Consider the following 23072-nt stretch of genomic DNA (forward strand, 5'->3'; position numbering starts at 1 on the left):
GCAAATATGGGGGTTCTTCATGGCAACCAAACAGCCTTTGCGACGGCGGCTCGCCCGCCTCACCGGGGTCATCGCGGCGCTGGCCTTCGCCGGCCTGACTGCCGCGCCGGCCTCCGCGGACCGGTTTGATTCCTACGTCGCGCTGGGAGATTCCTATGCGGCAGGCCAGGGCGCCGGACCGTACGCGGACACCTGCCTGCGGAGTGACCACGGCTATCCGGCGCTGCTGGACGCGGTGCGCAAGATCAGCCTGGCCGGGAATGCGGCCTGCAGCGGCGCCACCACCAGCACGGTCCGGGCAGACCAAATCCCCTCGCTGGACAAGAGGGTGGATCTGGTGACCGTCACCGCAGGCGGCAACGACCTTGACTCTATTGGCGCGCTGGTCATCTGCTCGCAGGACTCCGGTCAGGCATGCACCGCCGCTCTGGCCCAACGGGCCGCCGTCCTGCAGACAGCCCTGAACACCCCGGCGGCAAGCCCGTTTTTCCAGGATCTTCTGGCCATGCTGAACGACGTCAAAGCGAAGGCACCGCGTGCTGACATCTATGTGACCGGCTACCCGTTGCTGTTCGAGCCATTCGCCGGCCCGGCTGCCGGTCCAATAAACGGGCTGACGCAGCAGCTGAACGCGGTCATTGCCACGGCGGCCCGCCAAGCGGACGGCGGGCGTTCGAAGGTTAATTATGTAGATGTGTCGCGAGCGTTCGCAGGCCACGGAATCGGCTCCGCGCAGCCGTGGATCGTGGTTCCGCCGCAGCTCTGCACTGCCTCCGCGGCCTGCGGCACACCGACCGACGCTTTCCACCCGACGGCTGACGGCTACGCCAACGGCTACGCGGCCTCCATCCGGGCGGCTTTCCGCTAGTTCCCGTGCTGCACCGGGACCGCCCGCTTTGCCGGCCTCAGTGGGTGTGCCAGGCGCTGCGCGTGGCTAGGCTGGTGTCATGATCACAGTCTCGGGCACTGTCAGTTCTTCCCTGCCGGCGCGGACTGCGTTCGCCTACCTGTCCGCCTTCGAACACACCAGTGAGTGGGACCCGGGCACCGCGGTGATGGACAGGCTGACTGAGGGGCCCGTCGCCGTCGGCCACCGCTACCATGCCGAGGCGCTGTTCCGGAACAAGCGCCAGCCCATCGAGTATGAGGTCATCGAACTGTTCGACAACCACATCAAGCTCCGGGGCGAACACCGGAACCTCGTGGCCTTTGACTCGCTCGACGTGCGGTCGCTCAGCTCCGGTTCCGACATCCTGTACACGGCCCAGTTCAGCATCAACTGGCCGTACAAGCTGCTGCAGCCGTTCCTCAAGCCGCAGTTCACGAAGCTGCGCGACCCTGCCCTGAACGGGCTCCGGCAGAAACTCGAATCGCTGTAACCGTCCCAGCCGCAATTCGTCACAGGAGGACTCCATGAGCAGCCAGAACCCCGACCCCCTTGAAGACCACATCACCGGGCTGGAACCGGGCGGCGGAGTGCCGCCGGGGGAAACACCGCCCGCTGAAGGCTCCACCGGCGGGCCGCAGGGCCACGACGAGGGCGGGCCGCCGCGGGGAACGCAGGTGGCAGTGCTGATAGTCATCGGACTTGTGGTGTTGCTGTGCCTGCTGTTCTTCGTCGGCTACATCGTCGGCCTGCTCTAGGCGGGCCTCGGTAGACGGCGGCGGGTCAGGTCCCGCGGGTCACTCATCCCAGTCGAAGAACCCTTTGCCGGTCTTGCGGCCCAGTTCGCCGCGGGCCACCTTGTCCCTGAGGATCTGCGGCGGAGCGAAGCGCTCCCCCAGCGTGGAGTGCAGGTACTCGGCGATGCCCAGACGGACGTCCAGGCCCACAATGTCGGTGGTTTTCAGCGGACCGGTGGGGTGCTTGTAGCCGAGCACCATGGCGGCGTCAATGTCCTCCGCGGAGGCCACCCCTTCTTCCACCATGCGCATCGCTTCCAGCGCAATCGCCACGCCGAGTCGCGAGGACGCGAACCCCGGGGCGTCATTGACGACGACGGCGGTCTTGCCCAGCGCTTCCGTCCAGCCTTTCGCTTCGGCCGCCAGCTCGGGTGACGTCTCCTTCGCCACCACCACCTCGACCAGGGTGGAGGCGGGCACGGGATTAAAGAAGTGCAGGCCCACGAAGTTGGCCGGCCGCTGCAGCTGGGCGGCGAGGTCGGTGACCGAGAGCGAGGAGGTGTTCGAAGCCAGGAACGCTTCGGGGGGAAGCTGTTCCTCGACGGCCTTCAGTGCGCTGACCTTCAGCTCGAAATCCTCCGGGACCGCTTCCACCACGAGGCCGCAGCCAGCGAAGGCCGAGTAGTCGGTGGACGTGCTGAACCGCGCCAGGACATCCTCCGGGGCTCCGTCCAGAACGCCGCGGGCAGCGGACTTGGCCACGGCGTCGGCGACCCGGGTGCGGGCGCCAGCGGCAGCATCGCCGTCGCGCTCCACCACCACCACAGTGGCGCCCTTGATGAGGAATGCGTGGGCGATTCCGGCGCCCATCCGGCCGCCGCCGAGGACTCCGACGTGTTGGGGAAAGGCGGTCATCACTTGGTCCCGTCTATGTTGCTCTTTTGGTTGTTCTTCCTGTCCAGGAAAGCCTGCATCCGGTCGAATTTGGCCTGCGATTCGAAGAGGATTCCCTGCGCCAGCTGGTCGATCAGCGGGTGCGCCTCCGCCGGTGCGTGGAACAACGACTTGGTGATCCGCACGGCCAGCGGGTCCTGGCGGGCAATGCGGTCGGCCAGCCGGTGGGCGGCGTCCATGAGCTCGGCAGCCTCGTGGAGTTCGGTGACCAGGTTGACGGCGAGGGCCTCCTCTGCCTTCAGCACCCGTCCGGCCAGCAGGATTTCCTTGGCCACCGGCTCCCCCACGAGTTCCTTCAGCCGCCAGCTGGCGCCGGCAGCGGCCAGGATGCCCAGGCCGGTTTCCGGGTTGCCGACCCGCACCGCCGGGGTGCCGATCCGGAAGTCGGCAGCGTACGCCAGTTCGGCGCCGCCGCCCAGGCAGTAGCCGTCCAGTGCCGCGATCACCGGCATGGGCAGCTTGGCGATCCGCGCAAAGATGGTGGAGTTGATACCCTGCAGCGCGTCGTCGCGGCGCCGTTCCCGCAGCTGGGCGATGTCCGCGCCCGAGGCAAAGACGCCCCCGGTGCCGGCGATGATGAGGACCTTGGGCTCCTTCTCCAGCGCGGCGCACACGGCATGGAGCTCGTCCACCATCTGCTGGTCGATGGCGTTCCGGACGTCCGGGCGGTTGAGGAGCACCACCACCCGGTCCCCGCGTTCTTCGACCAGGAGGGTGCTGAATTGCAGGGTGCTCAAGTGTCCGTTCGCGCTGTCCTGGTTCGTACTGTCCTGGCCCGGCACTACACGCGCTCCAGCAGCATGGCGGTGCCCTGGCCCACGCCGATGCACATGGTGGCCAGGCCGATCCGCGCGTCTTCGCGCTCCATCCGGCCCAGCAGGGTGATGGCGATCCGGGAGCCGCTGGAACCCAGCGGGTGCCCCAAAGCGATCGCACCGCCGTCGTTGTTCACTATGTCCGGGTCAAGCCCAAGGCGCCGCACGCTCGCAAGTGACTGGGTGGCAAACGCCTCGTTAAGTTCGACGGCGCCAAGGTCACCGACGCTGAGCCCGCTCCGCTTGAGCACCTTCTGGGTAGCCGGAACGGGGCCGATGCCCATGATTTCCGGCTCGCAGCCGGCGGACGCGCCGTCGATGATGCGGGCGCGGGGCGTGAGGCCCAGCCGCTGGATCGCGGCCTCGGAGGCCACGATGATAGCGGAGGCGCCGTCGTTGAGGGAGGAAGAGTTGCCGGCGGTGACCACCGAGCCGCCCGGAACCACAGGGCGGAGGCCGGACAGGACGTCCATGCTGGTGCCTGCGCGGGGCCCCTCATCGGTGTCCACCACCGTCTCGGCCTTGCGGGTCTTGACCGTCACCGGGACGATTTCGTCCTTGAAGCGGCCCGCCTCGATGGCCGCGAGTGCTTTTTCGTGGGACCGGACGGCGAAGGCGTCGGCGTCCTCGCGGGAAATGCCATCCACGCGGCCCACTTCCTCGGCGGTTTCCGGCATGGAGAACGTCATCTTGCCGTCGCGCGACAGCTCGCCCTTCTTGAACAGCGGGTTCACGAAGCGCCAGCCGATGGAGGTGTCGAAGATGTCGCCGGGCTTCGCGAACGCCGCCTGCGGCTTCTCCTGGACCCAGGGCGCGCGACTCATGGACTCCACGCCGCCGGCCACCACGATGTCCGCGGCCCCGGACTTGATCATCTGGCTGGCCATGATGATGGCGCTCAGGCCGGAGGCGCAGAGCCGGTTCACGGTGATGCCGGGGATGTGCAGCGGGAGGCCGGCGAGGATGGTGGCCATGCGCGCCACGTTGCGGTTCTCCTCGCCGGCGCCGTTGGCGTTGCCGAGGATGACCTCGTCGATCGCGTCCGGATCCATGCCTGCCCGGGCCACGGCCTCGCGGACCACCAGCGCGGCGAGATCATCGGGCCGGACCGCCGAAAGCGCTCCGCCGTATCGTCCCACCGGGGTGCGGGCACCGCCAACCAGAAAAGCCTCGACCATGAGAACATCCTTTTCGCAGAAGCTGGGCCGGAAACGAATAAATTACCGACCGTTCGTTCTATAAAGATTACACGGTGCGGGCAACCGGTCAACGGGACCGGAGTTTTTGTCCACTTGTCGCGACCTCACGTGCCTCGAAGTCGTGACAAGTGGACATAAACTCTTCCGCTTTCGTGGGCCGGGCTCGTCAGGCTACGACCACGCCCAGGTGGGCCGCCAGGAGTGGAGCCAGGAGTCCCAGCTGGTACTCGTCAATCACCACGCCGGCCAGGCTGCCCAGGCCGCTGATGCTCCGGAAGTCCGTGCCGCGCAGATCGAAGTCCTTCAGCTTGGCGCCAGCCAAGTCCAAACTTCCGATGGTGCAGTTTTTCAGCGCCACCCGGGCGGCACTTGCGGAGCCCAGGTCCAGCTCGCCGATGATGCAGTCACTGATCTGCACGTCCGCCAGCCGGGAGCCCCGCAGATTCAGGTAGTCCAGCTTGCCGCCGTCGATCCGCACCGACTGCCAGCCGCTCTCGTAGAGCTCCGCCGACCCCCATCTGGGGTTGCTGATGACGACGTCGTGCATGGTGGACCGGGCCAGCTTTAGTACGGGGGCGAAGGACTCCTCGATGACGCAGTCCCGGAAGGTGGCACCGCGCAACTGGGCTTCGTTGAAGGAGACGCCGGCGAATTCGCATTCGGCGAACGTGATGCCGCTGAGCTCCAGCCCGTCGGCGGCGGCGCGTGTGTACCGCCTGCCGTCGTACCGCTCGGCTCGCCTGAAGTCCGGCGCGCCGTCATCCCGCAGGCCCTCCAGCCGGACTGGCGCCAGCCTCGGCGGCGTGACCTTCGACGCGGCTCCCTGCTGGGGTTTCCCCGGGGACCTTCCCGCCACTACAGCCGCTCCGCTTTCGCAGCGATCTCGGCGAGGTCCTTCGCCAGGGCCTTTCGCGTCATGCTCATGCCCATCCGCCCGAACACGGCGAGCATCAGCCGGCTGAGCACGGTGGGCCTGAGAACCTCCGCGCCGAAAGTCAGGGTCAGGTCGGTCCCGCCGCCCCGCTCCTGCAGCGTGAACCGGGAGGTGTAGTCCGCTCCGCCCTGCAGCGCCTTGACTGTTGTGCTGCGGGGCGGATCCGCCTGGGACACCCACATTTCCACGGTTTCGCGCCGGCCCATCATGGACCTCGTCTCCTTCCAGCGGGTCCCTTCGCCGTACGGCCCCTCGCTGACCATCTGGATGGACTCGACCCCGGAAAGCGTGGCGGCCGACCCCGGAATGTCCGAGATCACCCGCCAGACTCTCTCCGGAGGGGCGTTCACGTGCTGACTCAGGCTGATGCTGTGATCCATCCTTCGAGCCTAGCCGCGGGGCCGACATTTTTGGTCTGCAGCGCACGCGCCTCCGTGCCCCACTTCCGGGAGCCCCGCAGCCGGCAGCCCCCTGGCCTCAACACGAAAATTCCCAACAGGGGCTTGAAATAGTAAGCATGCTTCGTGTTAGGCTGAAACGGCTTTGTCAGAGCAACCGGCAACGGAAGGTGGTTCCCACCATGGGTATCGGAGACAAGATCCAGAACGCGGCAGCGGACTTCGGCGGTAAGGCGAAGGAAGCAGCAGGCAACGCGACGGACAATGACCGCCTGAAGGCAGAGGGCCAGAAGGACCAGGTGGTGGCCGACGCCAAGAAGGTCGGCGAAGACGTTAAGGACGAATTCAAGCGGGATTAGTACATCCCGCACAACGGGTGCGCCGGACTCCCTTGGGGGGAGCCCGGCGTCGCCGTTTTTGCGTGACGGCCAGGCTGAAGCCCGGCAAAGACGGCCCATCCAAGGCACCTGAACTACGGCCGCCTCCCACCCCGCGACCTCGAGCCGCCCTCCGGGGCGCCTGCCAGCTGGTGGCGAACTATGGCGCGCAGGACCGCACCCTGCGGGCAGGGTGCGGTCCTGCGCATCCTGCGGGGCGCCGCGGCCAGGCTGGAATCCGTCCTGGCTGCGGTGGGCGTTGAACACGACGTCAAGGAGTTCGCGACGGCGGGGCACTCGTTCCTGAACGATCAGGAGGAAGGCCCGCGGGCACTGCGCCCGCTGGCGCGAGTGATGGGGGTTGGCCCGGATCCGGCCGCTGCCCCGGAGGCATGGCGCCGGATCGAGGACCACTCCGCCCGGCACCTCAAGAACTAGCCCCTCTGCGCGAACGGACACTTGAGGCCCCAGAATCGAGGGCCACAAGTGTCCGAAGAAACGACGACGGCGGGCGCCTCCGAAAAGGGGGGGCCCGCCGTCGTGATTAAGACAGGAAGCTAGCTGAAGAGTTCGCTTTTCGGCTCGTTGTTCTTGACCTTCTGCCAGCCGAGCCACAGAACCAGGGCGAAGAACGGAACGGTGGCAAGGGTCCACAGGCCGAGGTGGAAGACTTCGCCGGTCTTGCTGGTCATGGTGTCGAAGCCGATCAGCACCGTAATCGCGAGCAGGCCCACGAGCCCGGCCCAGCTGGTCCAGGGCGAACCCGGCATCGGCAGGCTGGAAACCTGGCCCTTGCGGTGCCGCAGCGCGATCTGGCTCGCAAAGATGGCGCCCCACGTGAAGATGACGCCGATGGACGCGGTGTTGAGCGCGAGGTCGAACGCGTGCGAGCCGCCCAGCCAGATGTTGAGCAGGATGCCCACCAGGTAGAACGCGGCGATGGCCAGGATCGCGGCGTACGGAACGTGGCGCTTGGACATTCGGGTGAGCCACTGCGGGGCATGCCCGTTGTTGGCCATGGTGCGGAACACGCGGCCAATCGAGTAGAGCCCCGAGTTGCAGGAGGACAGGGCGGCGGTGATGACGACCATGTTCATCACGTCGCCTACCCAGCCCAGGCCCATCTGTCCGAACACGGTGACGAACGGCGATGTGCCGGCCTTGTACTGGTCGGACGGGAGAAGCATGGCCAGCAGGGTGACGGAACCGACGTAGAACACCACAATGCGGAGAACGACGGCGCGGATCGCCTTAGGCACTTCGCGTTCCGGATTCTGCATCTCGCCGGCGGTGATGCCGACGAGCTCGATGCCGTTGTACGCGAAGATGACGGCGTTCAGGACCAGGACCATCACCAGGGCGCCCTTGGGGAACAGGCCGCCGTCGGCCGCGAAGAGGTTGGCGACCGAGGCGTGGCCGTCGCCGACCCTGGCGTTGGTGACCACCATGAAGGTGCCCACTGTCAGGAAGATCAGGATGGCGCCCACTTTCAGGCAGGACGCCCAAAACTCGAATTCGCCGAACGCCTTGACGCTGAGCAGGTTGACCGCCACCAGCAGGGCCAGCGCGGCGATGGCGGAGGCTTCCACCGGTACGTTCGGGAAGAAGAACTGGAAGTAGAGGCCGATCGCGATGAGTTCCGCGATCCCGGTCATGCCCCAGTTGATGAAGTACATCCAGCCGGACAGGTAGGCGCCCTTCTTGCCGAACATTTCGCCGGAGTAGCTGACGAAGGAGCCGGAGGTCTGGCGGTACATGATGAGTTCACCGAGGGCGCGCATCAGCAGGTAGGCGATGACGCCGGCGATGGCGTAGGAGAAAATCAGCGCAGGACCGGTGGAGGCCAGGCGGCCGCCCGCGCCCATGAAGAGGCCGACGCCGATGGCGCCGCCCATGGCGATCATGGTGACGTGGCGCCGGCCCAGGGTCTTCTTGTAGCCCTCGGCGCTGAGGGTCGAGTCGACGGCGGCGGATGGAGCCGTCGGGCTCATAAGTTCTGTTGGGGTACTTTGAGGCACAACTGTTCCTTGTAGGTCGGGGGTTGCCTTGGATAGGGCACTGCCGGTTCCGGAACCTGGAGATTTTGTACAGATAATTCGACTTCAAGTCCCGTCCCTCTTGAGGACCGTATGTGTACAAAAGCTCGTGAAGCATCGAAGGTTCGCACGGCCTATCCATCGTACAAGATTCCCGGAGCACTGCGTGACCGGGGCAACATTCCCCGCCCGGAACGGGCGCCGGGTACGTCGCGGGCGGCGCTACCGGCACGTCCTTAGATCAGGGCTCAAGCCGCCTGCGCAGGAGGCAGAACTCGTTGCCCTCTGGGTCGGCCAGGACGTGCCACTGCTCGTCGCCGGTTTGCCCGACGTCGGCGGGACGGGCGCCGAGGGCGAGCAACCGTTCCAGCTCGGCGTCCTGGTCCCGGTCGACCGGGTTGACATCGATGTGCAGCGGGAGCTTTCCGGTCCGCGGGTCGCTGCTGGGGCTCAGGATGATGGTGGGTTGCAGGCCGCCGAACCCGGCGTCGGGTGGGCCGATCTCGATCGCACCGTCCTCCCGGTCGAGTTCGACGTAGCCGAGGACTCCGCTCCAGAACCGCGCGAGCAGTTCGGGGTCGGCGCAGTTGAGGACCAGTTCGCTGATACGGCAAGCCATGAAGTTCAGTGTACGGAGACGTCCGGTGGGAAGGCAGCACATATTCGGACCCCGTGGCGCAATCTCTAATTCGAATGGAGAAAAGGCTCCCGGCCAGGCGCTGTTGGGGCTACTGTGAGCACCATGGCCGGGGATCCGTTCCCGGCCATGGCACCGCACCGTCTCATGCGGGCGCCGGCACTTGCGCCATTTGTTCAGGGGGAACTATGAGAAAGAGAGCTCTACTGCTGCCTGCAGCATTGCTGCTGGCAGCCTCGGGGTGTTCCGGCGGGGGCACTGGCCCCTCCGGACCAAGCCCCAGCGCATCACCAGCCAGTACGACGGCGGTGTCCCAGCCGCCGTCGGAATCCTCACCACCCACTACGGCCCCTTCCCTCCCCACCGATGTGTCCACATCTCTGAACGCTATCGACGCCCTGCAGGAGCACACCTGCGCGGCCGGTGCGGACGGTCAGTGGACGTTCAAGGGAACCCTGGTCAACTCCTCGGACAAAGCCAAGACCTACACCGTGGCCATCGCGGTCACCGTCGGCGCGGCAGTCCAGGGCCACACCCTGATCACGGAAACCGTCCAGGCAGGGAAATCGGCTGAGGTTTCTGCAGAGAACTTCGCCAAGACCACGGGCCAGGCCGGCACGTGCGAACCTGTTGTTTCGGTGGAGGATGCTTCGTGAAAAAACCAATACTTGCGGCTGCCTTGCTCCTGAGCCTGGTGGCCGGGTCCCTTGCGTCCTCGCCAGCCCTCGCGATCGATTCCACGCCTCCCCAGGCAACGGAAACTGCAGATGCTCCCACGGCAGCTGCGGAAACTCCTGGCACGGCCACGGCGACGCCAAGTCCCAGCGCGACCACCGCGGAATCGCCTCAGCCGGCAGAGTCCGTTGCTCCCGCGCCGTCAGAGCCGGCCCTGCCATTCGTGGCACCTTCGCCGTCCGTGACGCCCGCGCCCGCAGTCTCTCCCGCACCGTCCGTGACGCCCTCGCCCGCAGTTACTCCCGCGCCTGCTCCCGTCGTCGTCAAGGGCGCGATCGGCGTGAAATGGCGGGCCATGAAGGGAGCTGCCGGGGTCCTGGGTGCGCCAGTGGCGAACGAGGTGTGCGGCGCGGGCCTTTGTGGTCAGACGTTCAAGGGCGGAACGATGTATTGGGCCGCTGCCACCGGGGCCCACCCTGTGCTCCTGACAGCAGGACACACCGGCCCCTACTGGTACGCCAACGGCCGGGGCAAAGTGTTCGGCTACCCAGTCACGGACGAAGTGGCGGTTCCGGGAGGAACTGTTCAAAAGATGTCCACCGGCAGGCTCATCACTTGGTCGGGCAATGGCGCGTACCAAGTCTGGCTGCGGGGAGCCATCGGAGGTCACTGGAACACCCTCGGAGCAGTGAGTGCCCTCGGCCTGCCTCAGTCCAGGGAGACCTGTGGCCAGCGGAACGGCGGCTGCTACCAAAAGTTTGCCAAAGGCTACATCTACTGGAGTCCTGCCAGCGGGGCTCGGGCGGTGCGTCCGGGGAACTACGCCAAATGGGTAGGCGTAGGTGGATTGCCCGGTGCACTGGGGTACCCCGTGAGCAGCGAAACCTGCGGCCAGCCGGCCGGGGGTTGTATCCAGCGGTTTCAGGGTGGAGCCATCTATTGGTCTGCGGGAAGCGGCAACTGGGTCACCAAGGGCGGCATCGGCGCGCGCTACACCGCAGCAGGTTCAACCCGAAGTGGGCTGGGTTATCCCACGGCCAACGAAAAATGCATCCCGGGACAATGTATCCAGTCATTCCAGAGGGGCTACATCGGCTGGTCGACGACCGGAGGCACCCGCATCTATTCCATGACCGAGTGTGCCAAGCTGAACAACGGCCGGTCCAGGTACTCCACGAACGGCGCCAACCGGGTCCTGCTCACGTTCACCCAAGGCTACAAGCAGTCCTACGCGACAAATATTTACTGCGTCCGGGTGGCAGGGCTGTACGTTGCGGACTGGAAGACGGACGGCTACGTGGGAGCCTCCGGCTTCAAGGCGCCGGGAGTGCCCTCTGGCCCCACCCGCAACCTGTACTCACCCACCGGGTCCTACTCGGTAACCGAGGCATTCGGCCTGGGCAACCCGGGGACGCAACTCCCCTACCGCACGCTCAACCCCCGCTCCCGCTGGGGCGGCAACCCATGGACCGCGACGTACAACAAGTACTTCGAGTCCTCGTCCTGGGTGGGCTGGGACGAGAACATGTGGTACTTCGCCACACGCGCCTCGCATGACTACCGTCAAGGCGTGGTCATCAACTACAACCGTCCCAACATTGTGCAGGACGCCGGCTTCGCCATCTTCCTGCACATGAACAAGGTCCCGACGGCCGGCTGCATCTCGCTGGATGACTGGGCCGTGGTGGATTACATCAAGAAGTCGAGGCCGGGCGACCGGATCATCATGGGAACCTACGGCGCCCTGTTCCGGTAGCCACTCTTCGTAGAAGCAGGAAACCCAGGCGGTTCCAAAACCCAGGCCCGGCGGCATACCCGCCGGGCCTGGGTTTTTTTGGCGGCGGGCGGAGGTTCAGGCGAGCAGCGCCGCCTTTTCCAGCGTTCCCTCCGCCATCGTGTACCTGAGCCACGTGCCCGGCGTACCTTCGCCGGCCCGGCCACGGGACCTGTCCGCGCAGCGGTCGAACCATTCACCCAGGGCCCGATCATGGCTGACCATCACAACCGTTCCGCTGAAGTCCGCGAGCGCCGATTCCAGTTCCTCCACGAGCACGGGGGCCAGGTGGTTGGTGGGCTCGTCGAGGAGCATGACCTCGTTATGGCCCAGCAGAAGCCGGGCGAGCGACAGCCTGCGCTGCTGGCCGGCGGAAAGGGCACCCACCGGAACATGGAACTCGCTGGTGCGGAAGAGGCCCAGCCGCAGCAGCGCCTCGGCGTGGTGGTCGATGTTCCCGCCCAGCCCGGCAGCAAAAGCCGGCAGCAGCCGCAGGGATGGATGCTCGGGCAGCTCCAGCTCCTGCTGCAGATAGCCGATCCGGCCGTGGCGCACCACCTGGCCCGCGGCCGGCTCGAGGGTGCCGGCCAGAACGGAGAGCAGCGTGGACTTCCCGGCGCCGTTGGGACCGGTGATGAGGATTTTCTGCCCGCGCTCCACACGGAACTCGGGCACGTCCAGCCGGCCGGGCACCTGCGTATTGCGGGCGTGCAGGACCCGGTCGGCCGGGTCCCGGGGTTCACCGTCCAGGTCCGGCCCGGCGCCGTCCAGCCCGGCGTCGAGCTTCAGGCGTTCCGGTGGGCGCTCCACGGGGTTGTCCTCCAGGCGGCGCAGTCGCTCCTGGGCATTGCGGACCTTGCTGGCAGCGGCACGCTCCCACGTTCCCGTCTTGAAGTCGAAGCCCGCTTTGTCGTTGTCCCGTCGGCGCGCATAGCCCATCCGGCTAGTCACGGTGTCCGCCTGCCGCTGTTCCGAGGCCATGGCGTCGAGCCAGCCGTGGTACTGCTGTACCCAGCGCTGGCGTTCGGCCCGCTTCTCCTTCAGGTAGCCGTCGTAGCCGCTGCCGTAGCGGTTCACGGTGCGGCGCTCGGCGTCCACTTCGATCACGGCCGCGGCGACCTTCCGCAGGAGCACGCGGTCGTGGGAGACCACCACCACTGCGCCGCGGTGTGCCGCGAGGCGGCCCTCGAGCCAGGCAGTGCCGGCGGCGTCCAGGTGGTTTGTGGGCTCATCCAGGAGCAGGATGTCCGCAGGATCGGCCAGCAAGCAGGCCAGCGCGACGCGCTCCTGCTCCCCGCCCGACAGCGACCCCAGTGCCCGGCCACGGTCCACCCCGCCCAGGCCCAGCCGGTCCAATGCCGCCTCCACACGGGATTCCGCGGCGTAGCCCTCGCGCAGCTGGTACTGGGTCTGCAGGTTCCCGTACGCCTCGAGTTCGTTCGGCCCGGCCGCCGCGAGACCGTCCTCCAGCCGTTCCAGCTCGGCTTCCATCTCCCGGAGTGCCAGGAGCGCATTGTTGATCGCGTCGGCCACGGTCAGCCGGGCGGGTAGCCCTGACGTCTGCGCCAGGTATCCCACCCGGCCGTGCCGCTGGACCGTTCCGTCTCCCGGCGCCTCGATTCCCGCCAGGATCCGCAGCAGGGTGGACTTGCCCGCACCGTTCTCACCCACGACGGCGGCGTGCTCCCCGGCAGAGATCGCCAAGTCGACGCCGGAGAAGAGTTCGCGGTCCCCGTAGCCGTGGGAGACGCCGGACAGGTGAAGCTGTTCAGTTCGGGCATTTGATTCAGTCATAGGAAGTCCTCGCAGTCCAATGTGCGGCCCTGGAGCTTGTTCATGATCCTCAGGGCTTTATCTATAGCCTTGTCAGCGCAGGACGTCTGCCGGCAAATCGCGGATCGGCAAATGTGGCCGACAGATCCAGGTGACGGATACAGGCCGGGACATAGTCGACGCCGGGCGATGCCGGCGTCGGGGTCTAGGACTTCATGGGTCAAGCCTGCCCGCCGCCGGGCGGCCCCGTCAAGGTTCGCCCCGGCGCTGGCGCACTACGCTGGAAGCATGGTGAATACCAGACGCATGATCCCAACTCCGCGGCCGGAACTCTACCGGTTTTCGCCGCTGGACCTCACCGCCGTGGGGCTTTATGTCGCCGTCGCGGCCTTCTTCGCGCTGGCCGGGGAACTGATCCTGCCACTGCTGCGCCAGCTGGCCCCGACGCCGGCCGTCGCGTCCTATGGCGTGAACCTCCTCTTCTACGGCTGCGTCGGTGCCCTGGCGCTCTTTGCCGCCCACGGGGTGGTGTCCCGGGACCTCAAAGTGCTTGCCACCCGGCCCTGGTTCACCTTGGGGATGGTGCCGCTGGCCGTCGTCGCCATGATGATTGTCACCGCGATCCTGGTGGCCGTGGGCGGAACCACGGAGACGTCCGCCAACCAGGCCGGGCTGCAGGCGCTCATGCGGCAGGTTCCGGCCTGGCTCATGGTGCCGCTGATCGTCGTGGTGGGCCCGTTCGTCGAGGAGTACGTATTCCGGCACCTGCTGATCGGGAAACTGAGCCGGCGCGTCAACATCTGGATCTGCTGCGGGCTGTCCGTGGTCCTCTTCGCCGCCCTGCACATCGTGGGCCAGGAAGCGCTCACCCTCCCCGCGCTCATGCCGTACCTGGCCATGGGCGGCACCCTGGTGTTCGTCTACGTGTGGACGGGGCGGAACCTGATGTTTGCGTACTTCGTCCATGCCACCAAGAACCTGCTCGCGGTGGTCTTCCTCTACACCATCCCGCCGGAACTCCTGGACCAGCTGCAGCGGACCCAGAGCTAGAATCGCCCCGTCCCCTATCCCGGGGCAGCTCCGCCGTCGTAGCTTGGTGCCATGGGACTCAACATTCAGATCGCCATTGACTGCAAGCACCCGCACGACCTCGCCGACTGGTGGGCCGAAACGCTGGACTGGTCAGTGGAGCCGCAGGATGAGGGCTTCATCCGGTCCATGATCAGCCAGGGCTTTGCGACGGAAGACCAGACCATGACGCACAACGGCAAGCTCGTGTGGAAGGACGGCGCGGCGATCCGGCCCACCGAGGAACTCGACGCCAAGGCACCCGCCCGGCGCCTGCTGTTCCAGACCGTGCCCGAGCAGAAGACCATCAAGAACCGGGTGCACTGGGACGTCAGGCTCGACGGCCGGGACAAGGACGACGTCCGCGCCGAGCTTGAGGCCCGCGGCGCCACCTTCCTCTGGACTGCCAGCCAGGGGCCCCACGAATGGCACACCATGGCGGACCCCGAGGGCAACGAATTCTGCATCAGCTAAGCCGATTACTAGACTTGGACGGTGAGCAACGAATTCCCCGCCAAGGTATCGGACGTCTTTGACCCGTCCCGCTGGCGCACCGTGTCCGGCTTTGACGACTTCCAGGACCTGACCTACCACCGGCAGGTGGAGCGGTCCGACGACGGCACCGTGGCACGGGATCTGCCCACCGTCCGCATCGCGTTCAACCGGCCCGAGGTCCGCAACGCCTTCCGCCCGGGGACCGTGGACGAGCTGTACCGCGCCATGGACCACGCCCGGATGACGCCGGACGTGGCCACCGTGCTGCTCACCGGCAACGGCCCCTCTCCCAAGGACGGCGGGCACTCGTTCTGCTCCGGCGGGGACCAGCGGATCCGGGGACGGGACGGCTACCGCTATGCCGACGGCGAGACCCAGGAAACCATCGACCCGGCCCGTGCCGGGCGCCTACACATCCTGGAGGTCCAGCGGCTCATGCGGACCATGCCCAAGGTGGTCATCGCCGTCGTCAACGGCTGGGCCGCCGGCGGCGGGCACTCGCTGCACGTGGTCTCCGACCTGACCATCGCTTCGCGCCAGTTCGGAAAGTTCAAGCAGACGGACGCCACCGTGGGCAGCTTCGACGCCGGCTACGGCTCGGCGCTGCTGGCCCGGCAGATCGGCCAGAAGGCCGCCCGGGAGATCTTCTTCCTCGCCCGTGAATATTCTGCTGAGGACATGGTTCGGATGGCGGCCGTGAACGAGGCCGTTGACCACGAACGCCTGGAGGAGGTGGCGCTGGAATATGCCGCTGACATTGCCCGGCAGTCCCCGCAGGCCATCCGGATGCTCAAGTTCGCCTTCAATCTTGCCGACGACGGCCTGGCCGGCCAGCAGGTTTTCGCCGGCGAGGCCACCCGGCTGGCGTACATGACGGACGAGGCCGTGGAGGGCAAGGAAGCCTTCCTGCAAAAGCGCGACCCCGACTGGTCCCGGTTCCCGTACTACTTCTAAGCCCGCACTCGTCGGAAGGCACCCCATGTTCCGCAGGACCGCGCATCCAAGGCGCATGCAGTGAATATCGAGCCAGCCCTCAAGGCGCTGGCGGCCGCCCTCCACGGTGAGGGTCCCGCCGTCGAACTCTCCGCCGGCCCGCACGGCGAGCCGGTGGTGACGCCGGTCCCGACCCCCGGGTTCGAGGACGCCGTGGCCGTGGTGCGCACGTCAGGGTCCACCGGGACGCCCAAGGCGACGGTCCTGACCGTGGACGCGCTGGCGGCGTCGTCGATGGCCACCGCCTTCGCGCTCAAGGGCGAGGGGCAGTGGCTGCTGGCCCTGCCGCTGCAATACGTGGCGGGCGTGCAGGTGCTGGTCCGGTCGCTGTTCGCCAGCACCCGGCCCTGGGCCATGGACCTGTCCGAGGGCTTCACGGCCGAGGGCTTCACCGCGGCCGCGCTGGAGCTGACGGACAACATCCGCTTCACGTCGCTGGTGCCCACGCAGCTGCAGCGCCTGCTCGCCAGCCCGTCGGCGGACACGCTCGCCGTGCTGCGCCGCTTCAACGGCATCCTGCTCGGCGGCGCCCCGGCCTCTGCCGAGCTCCTGCAGTCGGCGCGCGACGCCGGCCTCCGGGTGGTCACCACCTACGGGGCGGCGGAAACCTGCGGCGGCTGCGTCTACGATGGCTATCCGCTCGAGGGCGTGGCCCTGCGGCTCGCCCAAGACGGCCGGATCCACCTGGGCGGAGCCACCCTCGCGGCCGGCTACCTGGGCGCGCCGCGACAGACCGCCGAGGTTTTCGTTGAGGAGGATGGCGGCCGCTGGTACCGGACCAACGACCTCGGCACCCTCGATGCCGATGGCCGGCTCACCGTACTGGGCCGCGCCGACGACGCCATCATCACCGGCGGTGTCAAGGTCTCCGCCGCGCACGTGCAGGCGGAGCTGGAAAAGTCCGACGGCGTGACCGCGGCTTTTGTGGCCGGCGTCGAGTCCGCAAAATGGGGCCAGGCCGTGGCGGCCTATGTGGCCGTGGCCGGGACCGCGTCCGGGGCCGATGGCGCTGGACGGGACGGGGCGGCGTGGGCTGAGGAATGGCACCGCACGCTGGGGCTGCTGGCCCCCAAGACCGTCCTTCCGGCCGGTGAGCTGATCATGCTGCCCAACGGCAAACCGGACCGGCTGGCCATGATTGAACGGCTCAACGCGCTCCATCAGGGAAAATAGAGTAGGCCTGCCGCGCTGCTGTCGCGTGTCCAGCGCACGCCCATGCTTTTTTGAACGTTTCACCGACCCAACGCGAGGTACTTACCGTGGCAACAGCCGCACAATGGATCCAAGGCGCCCGGCTCCGCACGCTGCCGGCCGCGATCGCCCCTATCCTGATCGGCTCGGCCGCGGCCTACGAGATGACTTCCTTCCGACCGCTCAATGCGGTTCTGGCGGCCCTCGTGGCGCTGCTGCTGCAGGTCGGCGTCAACTACGCCAACGATTACTCGGACGGGATCCGCGGGACGGACGAGAACCGGGTGGGGCCGCTGCGTCTGGTTGGTTCCGGTGCCGCCCGCCCCGACCACGTGAAGTATGCCGCGTTCGGTGCCTTCGGCCTTGCGATGCTCGTGGGGCTGGTACTGGTCATCATCACCCAGACCTGGTGGCTGCTGCTGGTGGGCGTGGGCTGCGTGATGGCGGCTTGGGGCTACACCGGCGGAAAGAACCCGTATGGCTATATGGGCCTGGGCGACGTCTTCGTGTTTGTCTTCTTCGGGCTCGTGGCCACCCTAGGCACCACGTACACCCAGGCCGGGCAGATCGGCCTGCCTGCCGTAATTGGCGCCATCGGCACGGGACTCATCGCCTGCGCCCTACTCATGGCCAACAATGTGCGTGACATCCCGTCGGACATCCAGGCCGGAAAGAAAACTCTTGCCGTGCGGCTGGGCGACAAGCACGCCCGCGAAAGCTACGTGCTGATGCTGGCCGTGGCCATTTTGCTAGTGGTGATCCTCGCACCCACGCGGCCGTGGATGCTGATTGTGCTGCTCCTGATCCCGGCCTGCCTGATGCCGGCCTGGCTGATGATCAACGGGCGGAAGCGCAAGAGCCTCATCCCGGTCCTGAAGCAGACAGGCCTCATCAACCTCGGCTACGCCGTGCTGTTCTCGCTGGGACTCGTGCTGAGCAGCGGGCTGTAGGCCTGGGCGCCTTGCTGTAAAACTAGGCGTCCTCACCGCGGGGTTCGCGGTTCTTGGCGTCGTTGCGGATGGTGACGTCCGGGTGGGTGTCGACCAGACGGTCCTCGGCCTGGGCATCGTCCACCTCACCGGCGGTGCGGATGGGCTTGGCACGGCCGGAGAAGCGGGCATGCAGGGACGCCGTTGCAGCATCGCGCTGCTTCTGGAAGAAGAGGTAGCTGATGGCGAAGGAAATCAGCCCTGCAAAGATGACGGCCAGAAACCACCCCAGCTGCAGGAAGACGAACAGCACAAACAGTGGGAGGAAGATTGCGAACCGGATCAGGGAGTATTTCAGAAAAGCCACTATCCAAGTTTAGCCGTCCTGCCTGGACGTAGCGTGCCGGTGGCATAGGCGCTCGGTTCCCCGTTGCTCCGGCCGCCTCCGGGCATGTGGCCTGGCGAAGGTCGGATGTCACCTGGAACTGCCGTTCGGCGTTTTGCTGGCGCATTACTGTGGGCATACTGTAATCTCCGCCGGGGCACACGGCGGCTAGACTGATTGCATGCCTCGTGTCGCCATCGCAGTCGCCATTCTCGCCATCTACGTCTACGGACTTGTGGACGTTATCCGGACCGATGGACGGCTCACGCGCGGGTTCTCAAAAACAACCTGGATCATCATGGTTGCACTCCTGCCGCTCATCGGCGCGGCGCTGTGGTTCCTGATCGGCCGCCCCCGGACATCGGCTGTGGCCCAGCCCGTCTACCAGCACCACCCCACCGCCCCCGACGACGACCCCGACTTCCTGCGGAACCTCGAGCAGCGCCGCCGCCAGGCCGAGGCGGAACGACTCCGCAAGCTGAGGGATGACGCTGCGCGGAAGAAGCAGGCCGACGGCGGCCCGCACCGCGCGGGCAGCACAGGCACGGGAACTACGGGCGCTGCCGCTCCGGGCACCACCAGCGGCACTTCGGATGCGGGCGGCCCTCCTGCGGGTGAGCCGGGTCCACGCAAGCCGGGCGCCGCGGGCGAGGCCAACGCCGAAGGCAATCCCGAGGCTAAATAGCACACACGCCTCTCGCCGAGTCAGGCCACGGCTGCCGGCCTGACCCGCAGGCGTTCGCGGGCCCTCGACCTGGCCCTGCCACGGTGTCCGTACCTCGGCCGCCGTGGAGATTACCCTCCTTGTCCGGGCGCGCGGGCTTGCACTCGCCACCGGACGGCCGTTAGCCACCTTTCAGCCGCTGCACTCTGGGTTTCCCGCTGCCCCTGCGTTTCGCGACGGCGTACACCACGCCACCCGGCCCAGCGGAGAAGCGACACCTACCGCGACGAAAACGCACGCAGTCTCGGCTTGCTGGTGGTGGTCCTGACGCAGTTTGACCTGGACCCGTTTGCACCGGGCATTGAGCCAAGCGCCGTCACCAGGGTGCGGGCGGCGCTAACAAGCCGTGGCTGGAAGCCTTCTCGCTGACCTTCGCCGTTTCGCCAATATGGGCCGCCCAGCTGCAAGCTGAGCGGCCCTTATTGGTAAATCGACGCGGCCCCGAAAGCCCCCCGCAGCGAGAAAAAGCCGCAGAACCCCCTACAGCCCCGAGTAGGAGTGCAGGCCGTTGAAGAACTGGTTCACGATGGTGAAGTTGAAGACCACGCACAGGTAGCCCACGATCGACAGCCATGCCGCGCGGGTCCCCGTCCAGCCGCGGGTGGCGCGGGCGTGCAGGTAGCCGGCGTAGACCACCCAGATCACGAAGGTCCACACTTCCTTGGTGTCCCAGCCCCAGAAGCGTCCCCAGGCCTTCTCCGCCCAGATCGCACCGAACATGAGGGTGAATGTCCAGCCGATGAAGGCGATCGCGTTGATGCGGTAGGACAAGTTCTCGAGGCTCAGCGCGGACGGCACCAGGCGCATGAACCCCAGCTTGTCCGCACCACCGGCCGCAATGGTCCTCTGCCGGTGCGACTGGACCAGCTGCAGCGCGGACATGGCAAACGTCAGGGTGAACAGCGCCGAGGAGAGCACAGCAATGGAGACGTGGATGATCAGCCAGTAGCTCTGCAGCGCCGGCACCAGGTGGCCCACAGGCGTCCAGAACGCCACGGACGCGGCTACCAGCATGATGATCACCAGACCCACCACGAACGTTCCGAGGAAGCGCAGGTCGCGGCGGACCAGCACCACGAGGAACACGGCCGCGGCCACGAACGCGCCAGTGGTGAGGAACTCGTACATGTTGCCCCACGGCACACGGCCGGCACCGACAGCGCGGGTCAGCACGGCGGCGGCGTGGATCGCGGCGCCCAGGACGGTCAGCGCCACGGCAACGCGCGCGGGTGCCCGGCGTTCGCCGTAGTGCATGCTGTCATCGGCGGTCTGCCCGGCCGCGCCGTTCGCAGAGGAGGCGTACGACGACGGCCGCTCGGCACGGTCTGCCGGTCCGGACAGGCGGCCCTCACCGCGGCCCGCGGTCCGCGACGTGGCCGCCCCTACGGACGCGCCCGCCGCCACCGGCATCTTGGCGGACGCATCCGCCGACGTACCGGCAGCAGCGGCCTTGACGTCAATCGCCTTCAGGGACTTGCTGCTCCTGGCCAGGTCCCACGCGAACGCGATGAAGGCGACGGTGTAGGTGCCGGCCGCCAGCAGCATGAAGAGCTCGCTGTATTGGCCCATGGTCTCGTTGATGGGAAACATTACTGGTCCTTCTTCGGCTCAGGCGAGCCTGCTGGTGAGGAGTTGGAAGGTGCTGTTTCGGGGTTGTCGGCGTCCAGGTTCCACTTGCGAGACAGGAGGCTGCGCAGCGTTGCGGCCTCGCCGGCAAGCCGGTGGTCCTCGCCGCGGGCCAGGAGGCCGTACTCCACCATGGTCCGGCCGTCGGCATGGGTGCCGGTGCGGACCCAGACGCGGCGCCGGTTCACGTAGAGCGAGACGATGAGGCCGGCCACGGCAAGCAGCGCGAAGATCAGCGCGGAAAGCTGCCCGGGGTTGTGGTGGATGTCCACGCCCACGTACTTCTTGACGCCGTCGAACGTGATGGACCCCTTGCCTTGGGGCAGCGTGTAGGTGTTGCCCGGCGCGAGTGTGATGCCACCCGCCTCAGCCTTGCGGCTGTTGAGCTCCTTGAGGCCCTTGACGTCAAGCTCAAACACGTTCTGCGGTGCGCCCTTGTCCAGGCCGAGGTCGCCGTAGTACGAGTTCAGGCTCAGCTGCGGGTTGATGAGGTCCGGGTCGCCGCTGAAGGAGATGCCCTGCTCGGTCACGAACGCAGTCGGCAGGAAGAAGCCGGCGAAGCCCAGCTGCTCGGGCTTCGCGTCGGGGACCTTGATCACCACGGAGGAGTAGTAGTTCTCGCCCTGCAGCTTGGCCACCACGGGACCCTGCATGGCGACGTTGCCGTTGCCATCGCGGACCGTGACCACCGGGGCGTAGCCATTGCCCGTCAGGTAGATGCTGGTGCCGCCAAGGGTCACGGGGTCGTTGACCTTGAGGACTTCCTTCTTGGCCGGCGCCCCGGGGTTTTCCTTGGTGGTGACGTCCGCCGTGAAGTCGATGGGTTGGCCGAACTTTCCCTGCGATTCGCGGTCGAACGTGGCCTGGAACTTGTCCAGCTGAATGGAGTAGGGCTGGAGCTGGCTGCTCTGGAAGTTGGTGCCCGGCGTGAACTGGTCATAGCCCACCAGGGTGTTCACGAAGGTGTCGCCCTCCACCAGGATGCGCTGGCCGCTGTAGCCGAACAGCCCGCCGACGGCCACGGACACCAGCACGCCGATCAGCGAGGTGTGGAAGACCAGGTTTCCCACTTCCCTCAGGAAGCCGCGTTCGGCCCCCAAAGACGGCCGCGCGCCGTCGTCGTGCCTTACCTCAACGCGGTATCCGCGTTTCTTCAGCAGCGCCGCTGCGTCCTCAATGGCGTCCGACGCCGGGATGCCGGCGTCCGCGGGCAGCACCAGGGTGCCGTACTCGGGCAGGCGGGACAGGCGCTTCGGGGTGCGCGGCGGCTGCGAGCGCATGGCCCGGTAGTGGGCGATGGCGCGGGGTACCACGCAGCCGATCAGCGAGATGAAAAGCAGGATGTAAATGGCCGAGAACCAGGCCGAGGAGTAGACGTCGTACAGCTGAAGCGAATCGAGCAGCTTGCCGTAGTCGGGGTGGTCCTTGATGTACTGCGTGACCACGGAAGGGTTGGCCGGCCGCTGTGGGAACAGCGATCCGGGCACCGCGGCCACCGCCAGCAGCAGCAGGAGGAACAGCGCGGTGCGCATGCTGGTCAGCTGGGTCCAGGCCCAGCGGAGCATGCCCACGACGCCCAGGGACGGAAGGGCGGCCCCGGCTTTGGCAGCCTTGACGGCGTCCTTGGGCGCGCCGTCCTTATGGGCAGGCCCGGGTTGCGGGGCGTCCTCGGCCGGGGATTTCTCGGTTGACTTCACACGCTCGCTCATCAGATCGGCAACTTCACATCGGTTTGGAACCAGTACTGCAACTCGGTGACCCAGGCTCCCCACAGACCCGTGGCCATCAGGATGCCCAGGACAATCAGGACTCCGCCGCCGGTGCGCTGGATGCCCAGCCGGTGCTTGCGGAAGAAGGACATCACTCCCGCGCCGCGGCGCACGGCCAGGGCGATCAGCAGGAACGGGATGCCCAGCCCAAGGCTATAGACGAAGGCCAGGAACGCGCCCTTCGCGGCGGAGGAGCCGCCGGAGAGGCTCAGGAGCTGGACGGCGGAATAGGTGGGTCCGATGCAGGGCGCCCAGCCGAGGCCGAACGTGATTCCCAGCAGCGGCGCACCCCAGAGGCCCGCCGGCGGTTTGGCATGGATCTTGGCGTCGCGCTGGAACCAGGAGAAGCCGCCCATGAACACCACGCCCATGAGGATCACCAGGACGCCCAGGACTTGCGTAACCCAGGCGTTCTGCCCGCCGGAGATCAGCGAGCCCAGCTGTCCGAACGCGCCGCCGAGCAGCACGAAGATCACCGAGAAGCCGAGCACGAACAGGCCGATGCCGGCGAGCATGCGGCCGCGCTTCTGCTTCTGCAGGTCCACGCCGGTGAGGCCGGTGACGTAGCCCAGGTATCCGGGCACCAGTGGGAGCACGCACGGTGAGAGGAAGGATACGAGTCCTGCCAGCAGCGCCACGGGGATGGCGAGCAGCAGCGAACCGTTCAGGATGGCTTCGGCGAAGGGGCTGTTCACGG

Annotated in this window: 25 protein-coding genes; 13 read left to right on the forward strand and 12 right to left on the reverse strand. The window is 67.0% G+C overall.

Features of this window, described 5'->3' with window-relative positions; translation table 11 throughout:
* Positions 1-19 precede the first annotated feature (19 nt).
* The 3 genes from QFZ33_RS21140 (at position 20) to QFZ33_RS21150 (ending at position 1644) form a co-directional block, all read left to right on the forward strand.
* A complete protein-coding gene (locus QFZ33_RS21140; protein ID WP_307030690.1) occupies positions 20-868 on the forward strand; it encodes an SGNH/GDSL hydrolase family protein in 849 nt (282 codons plus the stop codon).
* 79 nt (positions 869-947) lie between these two features.
* Positions 948-1379, forward strand: a complete 432-nt coding sequence (locus QFZ33_RS21145) for an SRPBCC family protein (protein WP_307030692.1) — start codon at positions 948-950, stop codon at positions 1377-1379.
* Between the two features lie 34 nt (positions 1380-1413).
* On the forward strand, positions 1414-1644 hold the full coding sequence (locus tag QFZ33_RS21150) for a DUF6480 family protein (protein ID WP_307030694.1): 231 nt from the start codon (positions 1414-1416) through the stop codon (positions 1642-1644).
* A 39-nt stretch (positions 1645-1683) separates the two neighbouring features.
* Here the strand turns inward: QFZ33_RS21150 and QFZ33_RS21155 are convergent, their stop codons facing one another.
* The 5 genes from QFZ33_RS21155 to QFZ33_RS21175 all read right to left on the reverse strand — a co-directional run bounded on the left by QFZ33_RS21155 (position 1684) and on the right by QFZ33_RS21175 (position 5905).
* Positions 1684-2538 carry a 3-hydroxyacyl-CoA dehydrogenase family protein gene (locus tag QFZ33_RS21155; protein ID WP_307030696.1) on the reverse strand — a complete coding sequence of 285 codons (855 nt, stop codon included), beginning with the start codon at positions 2536-2538 and terminating at the stop codon, positions 1684-1686.
* Positions 2538-3314, reverse strand: coding sequence for an enoyl-CoA hydratase/isomerase family protein (locus QFZ33_RS21160; protein ID WP_307030698.1), 777 nt, complete (start codon positions 3312-3314; stop codon positions 2538-2540). The genes QFZ33_RS21155 and QFZ33_RS21160 overlap by 1 nt, the downstream gene beginning before the upstream one ends.
* Before the next feature lie 44 nt (positions 3315-3358).
* Complete coding sequence (locus QFZ33_RS21165) at positions 3359-4570, reverse strand: thiolase family protein (protein ID WP_307030700.1); 1212 nt, start codon at positions 4568-4570, stop codon at positions 3359-3361.
* A 187-nt stretch (positions 4571-4757) separates the two neighbouring features.
* A complete protein-coding gene (locus QFZ33_RS21170; RefSeq protein WP_307030701.1) occupies positions 4758-5447 on the reverse strand; it encodes a pentapeptide repeat-containing protein in 690 nt (229 codons plus the stop codon).
* Complete coding sequence (locus QFZ33_RS21175) at positions 5447-5905, reverse strand: SRPBCC family protein (protein WP_307030702.1); 459 nt, start codon at positions 5903-5905, stop codon at positions 5447-5449. The genes QFZ33_RS21170 and QFZ33_RS21175 overlap by 1 nt, the downstream gene beginning before the upstream one ends.
* Positions 5906-6105: 200 nt before the next feature.
* Between QFZ33_RS21175 and QFZ33_RS21180 the strand changes: the two genes are divergently transcribed.
* Both QFZ33_RS21180 and QFZ33_RS21185 read left to right on the forward strand, forming a co-directional pair.
* Positions 6106-6282 carry a CsbD family protein gene (locus QFZ33_RS21180; RefSeq protein ID WP_307030703.1) on the forward strand — a complete coding sequence of 59 codons (177 nt, stop codon included), beginning with the start codon at positions 6106-6108 and terminating at the stop codon, positions 6280-6282.
* Positions 6283-6462: 180 nt separating this feature from the next.
* The gene (locus QFZ33_RS21185; protein ID WP_307030705.1) at positions 6463-6738 is read left to right on the forward strand and encodes a dienelactone hydrolase family protein; all 276 of its coding nucleotides are present in this window, start codon (positions 6463-6465) and stop codon (positions 6736-6738) included.
* A 119-nt stretch (positions 6739-6857) separates the two neighbouring features.
* On the opposite strand, the gene QFZ33_RS21190 is transcribed toward QFZ33_RS21185, so the two are convergent.
* Both QFZ33_RS21190 and QFZ33_RS21195 read right to left on the reverse strand, forming a co-directional pair.
* On the reverse strand, positions 6858-8318 hold the full coding sequence (locus QFZ33_RS21190) for an amino acid permease (RefSeq protein WP_307030707.1): 1461 nt from the start codon (positions 8316-8318) through the stop codon (positions 6858-6860).
* Positions 8319-8577: 259 nt separating this feature from the next.
* Positions 8578-8955 carry a VOC family protein gene (locus QFZ33_RS21195; protein ID WP_307030709.1) on the reverse strand — a complete coding sequence of 126 codons (378 nt, stop codon included), beginning with the start codon at positions 8953-8955 and terminating at the stop codon, positions 8578-8580.
* Between the two features lie 386 nt (positions 8956-9341).
* On the opposite strand from QFZ33_RS21195, the gene QFZ33_RS21200 reads away from it, so the two are divergent.
* Both QFZ33_RS21200 and QFZ33_RS21205 read left to right on the forward strand, forming a co-directional pair.
* Positions 9342-9629 carry a hypothetical protein gene (locus tag QFZ33_RS21200; protein ID WP_307030710.1) on the forward strand — a complete coding sequence of 96 codons (288 nt, stop codon included), beginning with the start codon at positions 9342-9344 and terminating at the stop codon, positions 9627-9629.
* Entirely contained in the window at positions 9626-11404 is a 1779-nt protein-coding gene (locus tag QFZ33_RS21205; protein ID WP_307030712.1) for a hypothetical protein, read from the forward strand. Before QFZ33_RS21200 ends, QFZ33_RS21205 begins: the two co-directional genes overlap by 4 nt.
* A gap of 96 nt (positions 11405-11500) precedes the next feature.
* Here the strand turns inward: QFZ33_RS21205 and QFZ33_RS21210 are convergent, their stop codons facing one another.
* Positions 11501-13216 (reverse strand): ABC-F family ATP-binding cassette domain-containing protein, encoded by a 1716-nt coding sequence (locus tag QFZ33_RS21210; RefSeq protein WP_307030714.1) that lies wholly within the window; start codon positions 13214-13216, stop codon positions 11501-11503.
* Positions 13217-13483: 267 nt separating this feature from the next.
* Here QFZ33_RS21210 and QFZ33_RS21215 point away from each other — a divergent pair, with 267 nt between their 5' ends.
* From QFZ33_RS21215 to QFZ33_RS21235, 5 genes are all read left to right on the forward strand, one after another.
* Entirely contained in the window at positions 13484-14245 is a 762-nt protein-coding gene (locus tag QFZ33_RS21215) for a CPBP family intramembrane glutamic endopeptidase (RefSeq protein ID WP_307030716.1), read from the forward strand.
* Positions 14246-14296: 51 nt separating this feature from the next.
* Positions 14297-14737 (forward strand): VOC family protein, encoded by a 441-nt coding sequence (locus QFZ33_RS21220; protein ID WP_307030718.1) that lies wholly within the window; start codon positions 14297-14299, stop codon positions 14735-14737.
* Positions 14738-14758: 21 nt separating this feature from the next.
* A complete protein-coding gene (locus tag QFZ33_RS21225; RefSeq protein ID WP_307030720.1) occupies positions 14759-15712 on the forward strand; it encodes a 1,4-dihydroxy-2-naphthoyl-CoA synthase in 954 nt (317 codons plus the stop codon).
* A gap of 60 nt (positions 15713-15772) precedes the next feature.
* On the forward strand, positions 15773-16924 hold the full coding sequence (locus tag QFZ33_RS21230; protein ID WP_307030722.1) for an AMP-binding protein: 1152 nt from the start codon (positions 15773-15775) through the stop codon (positions 16922-16924).
* An 86-nt stretch (positions 16925-17010) separates the two neighbouring features.
* Positions 17011-17892 carry a 1,4-dihydroxy-2-naphthoate polyprenyltransferase gene (locus tag QFZ33_RS21235; RefSeq protein WP_307030724.1) on the forward strand — a complete coding sequence of 294 codons (882 nt, stop codon included), beginning with the start codon at positions 17011-17013 and terminating at the stop codon, positions 17890-17892.
* Positions 17893-17914: 22 nt separating this feature from the next.
* Here QFZ33_RS21235 and QFZ33_RS21240 read toward each other — a convergent pair whose 3' ends face one another.
* Positions 17915-18238 carry a DUF4229 domain-containing protein gene (locus QFZ33_RS21240; RefSeq protein WP_307030726.1) on the reverse strand — a complete coding sequence of 108 codons (324 nt, stop codon included), beginning with the start codon at positions 18236-18238 and terminating at the stop codon, positions 17915-17917.
* Positions 18239-18437: 199 nt separating this feature from the next.
* Here QFZ33_RS21240 and QFZ33_RS21245 point away from each other — a divergent pair, with 199 nt between their 5' ends.
* Positions 18438-18941 carry a PLD nuclease N-terminal domain-containing protein gene (locus QFZ33_RS21245; RefSeq protein ID WP_307030728.1) on the forward strand — a complete coding sequence of 168 codons (504 nt, stop codon included), beginning with the start codon at positions 18438-18440 and terminating at the stop codon, positions 18939-18941.
* 519 nt (positions 18942-19460) lie between these two features.
* On the opposite strand, the gene ccsB is transcribed toward QFZ33_RS21245, so the two are convergent.
* From ccsB to QFZ33_RS21260, 3 genes are read right to left on the reverse strand one after another with little or no spacing between them, the layout of a single operon-like run.
* Complete coding sequence (gene ccsB, locus QFZ33_RS21250) at positions 19461-20570, reverse strand: c-type cytochrome biogenesis protein CcsB (protein WP_307030730.1); 1110 nt, start codon at positions 20568-20570, stop codon at positions 19461-19463.
* Entirely contained in the window at positions 20570-22315 is a 1746-nt protein-coding gene (gene resB / locus QFZ33_RS21255) for a cytochrome c biogenesis protein ResB (RefSeq protein ID WP_307030732.1), read from the reverse strand. Before resB ends, ccsB begins: the two co-directional genes overlap by 1 nt.
* Positions 22315-23070 (reverse strand): cytochrome c biogenesis CcdA family protein, encoded by a 756-nt coding sequence (locus QFZ33_RS21260; protein WP_307030734.1) that lies wholly within the window; start codon positions 23068-23070, stop codon positions 22315-22317. Before QFZ33_RS21260 ends, resB begins: the two co-directional genes overlap by 1 nt.
* Between the last annotated feature and the right edge of the window lie 2 nt (positions 23071-23072).

Source organism: Arthrobacter globiformis (assembly GCF_030815865.1).
Lineage (GTDB): Bacteria > Actinomycetota > Actinomycetes > Actinomycetales > Micrococcaceae > Arthrobacter > Arthrobacter globiformis_B.

What these genes read in the sequence shown, in the direction of transcription:
- QFZ33_RS21140 (WP_307030690.1), top strand. Translation starts at nt 20, where the DNA reads ATGGCAACCAAACAGCCTTTGCGACGGCGGCTCGCCCGCCTCACCGGG.
- QFZ33_RS21145 (WP_307030692.1), top strand. Translation starts at nt 948, where the DNA reads ATGATCACAGTCTCGGGCACTGTCAGTTCTTCCCTGCCGGCGCGGACT.
- QFZ33_RS21150 (WP_307030694.1), top strand. Translation starts at nt 1,414, where the DNA reads ATGAGCAGCCAGAACCCCGACCCCCTTGAAGACCACATCACCGGGCTG.
- QFZ33_RS21155 (WP_307030696.1), bottom strand. Translation starts at nt 2,538, where the DNA reads ATGACCGCCTTTCCCCAACACGTCGGAGTCCTCGGCGGCGGCCGGATG.
- QFZ33_RS21165 (WP_307030700.1), bottom strand. Translation starts at nt 4,570, where the DNA reads ATGGTCGAGGCTTTTCTGGTTGGCGGTGCCCGCACCCCGGTGGGACGA.
- QFZ33_RS21175 (WP_307030702.1), bottom strand. Translation starts at nt 5,905, where the DNA reads ATGGATCACAGCATCAGCCTGAGTCAGCACGTGAACGCCCCTCCGGAG.
- QFZ33_RS21180 (WP_307030703.1), top strand. Translation starts at nt 6,106, where the DNA reads ATGGGTATCGGAGACAAGATCCAGAACGCGGCAGCGGACTTCGGCGGT.
- QFZ33_RS21185 (WP_307030705.1), top strand. Translation starts at nt 6,463, where the DNA reads ATGGCGCGCAGGACCGCACCCTGCGGGCAGGGTGCGGTCCTGCGCATC.
- QFZ33_RS21195 (WP_307030709.1), bottom strand. Translation starts at nt 8,955, where the DNA reads ATGGCTTGCCGTATCAGCGAACTGGTCCTCAACTGCGCCGACCCCGAA.
- QFZ33_RS21210 (WP_307030714.1), bottom strand. Translation starts at nt 13,216, where the DNA reads ATGACTGAATCAAATGCCCGAACTGAACAGCTTCACCTGTCCGGCGTC.
- QFZ33_RS21215 (WP_307030716.1), top strand. Translation starts at nt 13,484, where the DNA reads ATGGTGAATACCAGACGCATGATCCCAACTCCGCGGCCGGAACTCTAC.
- QFZ33_RS21220 (WP_307030718.1), top strand. Translation starts at nt 14,297, where the DNA reads ATGGGACTCAACATTCAGATCGCCATTGACTGCAAGCACCCGCACGAC.
- QFZ33_RS21245 (WP_307030728.1), top strand. Translation starts at nt 18,438, where the DNA reads ATGCCTCGTGTCGCCATCGCAGTCGCCATTCTCGCCATCTACGTCTAC.
- ccsB (WP_307030730.1), bottom strand. Translation starts at nt 20,570, where the DNA reads ATGTTTCCCATCAACGAGACCATGGGCCAATACAGCGAGCTCTTCATG.
- resB (WP_307030732.1), bottom strand. Translation starts at nt 22,315, where the DNA reads ATGAGCGAGCGTGTGAAGTCAACCGAGAAATCCCCGGCCGAGGACGCC.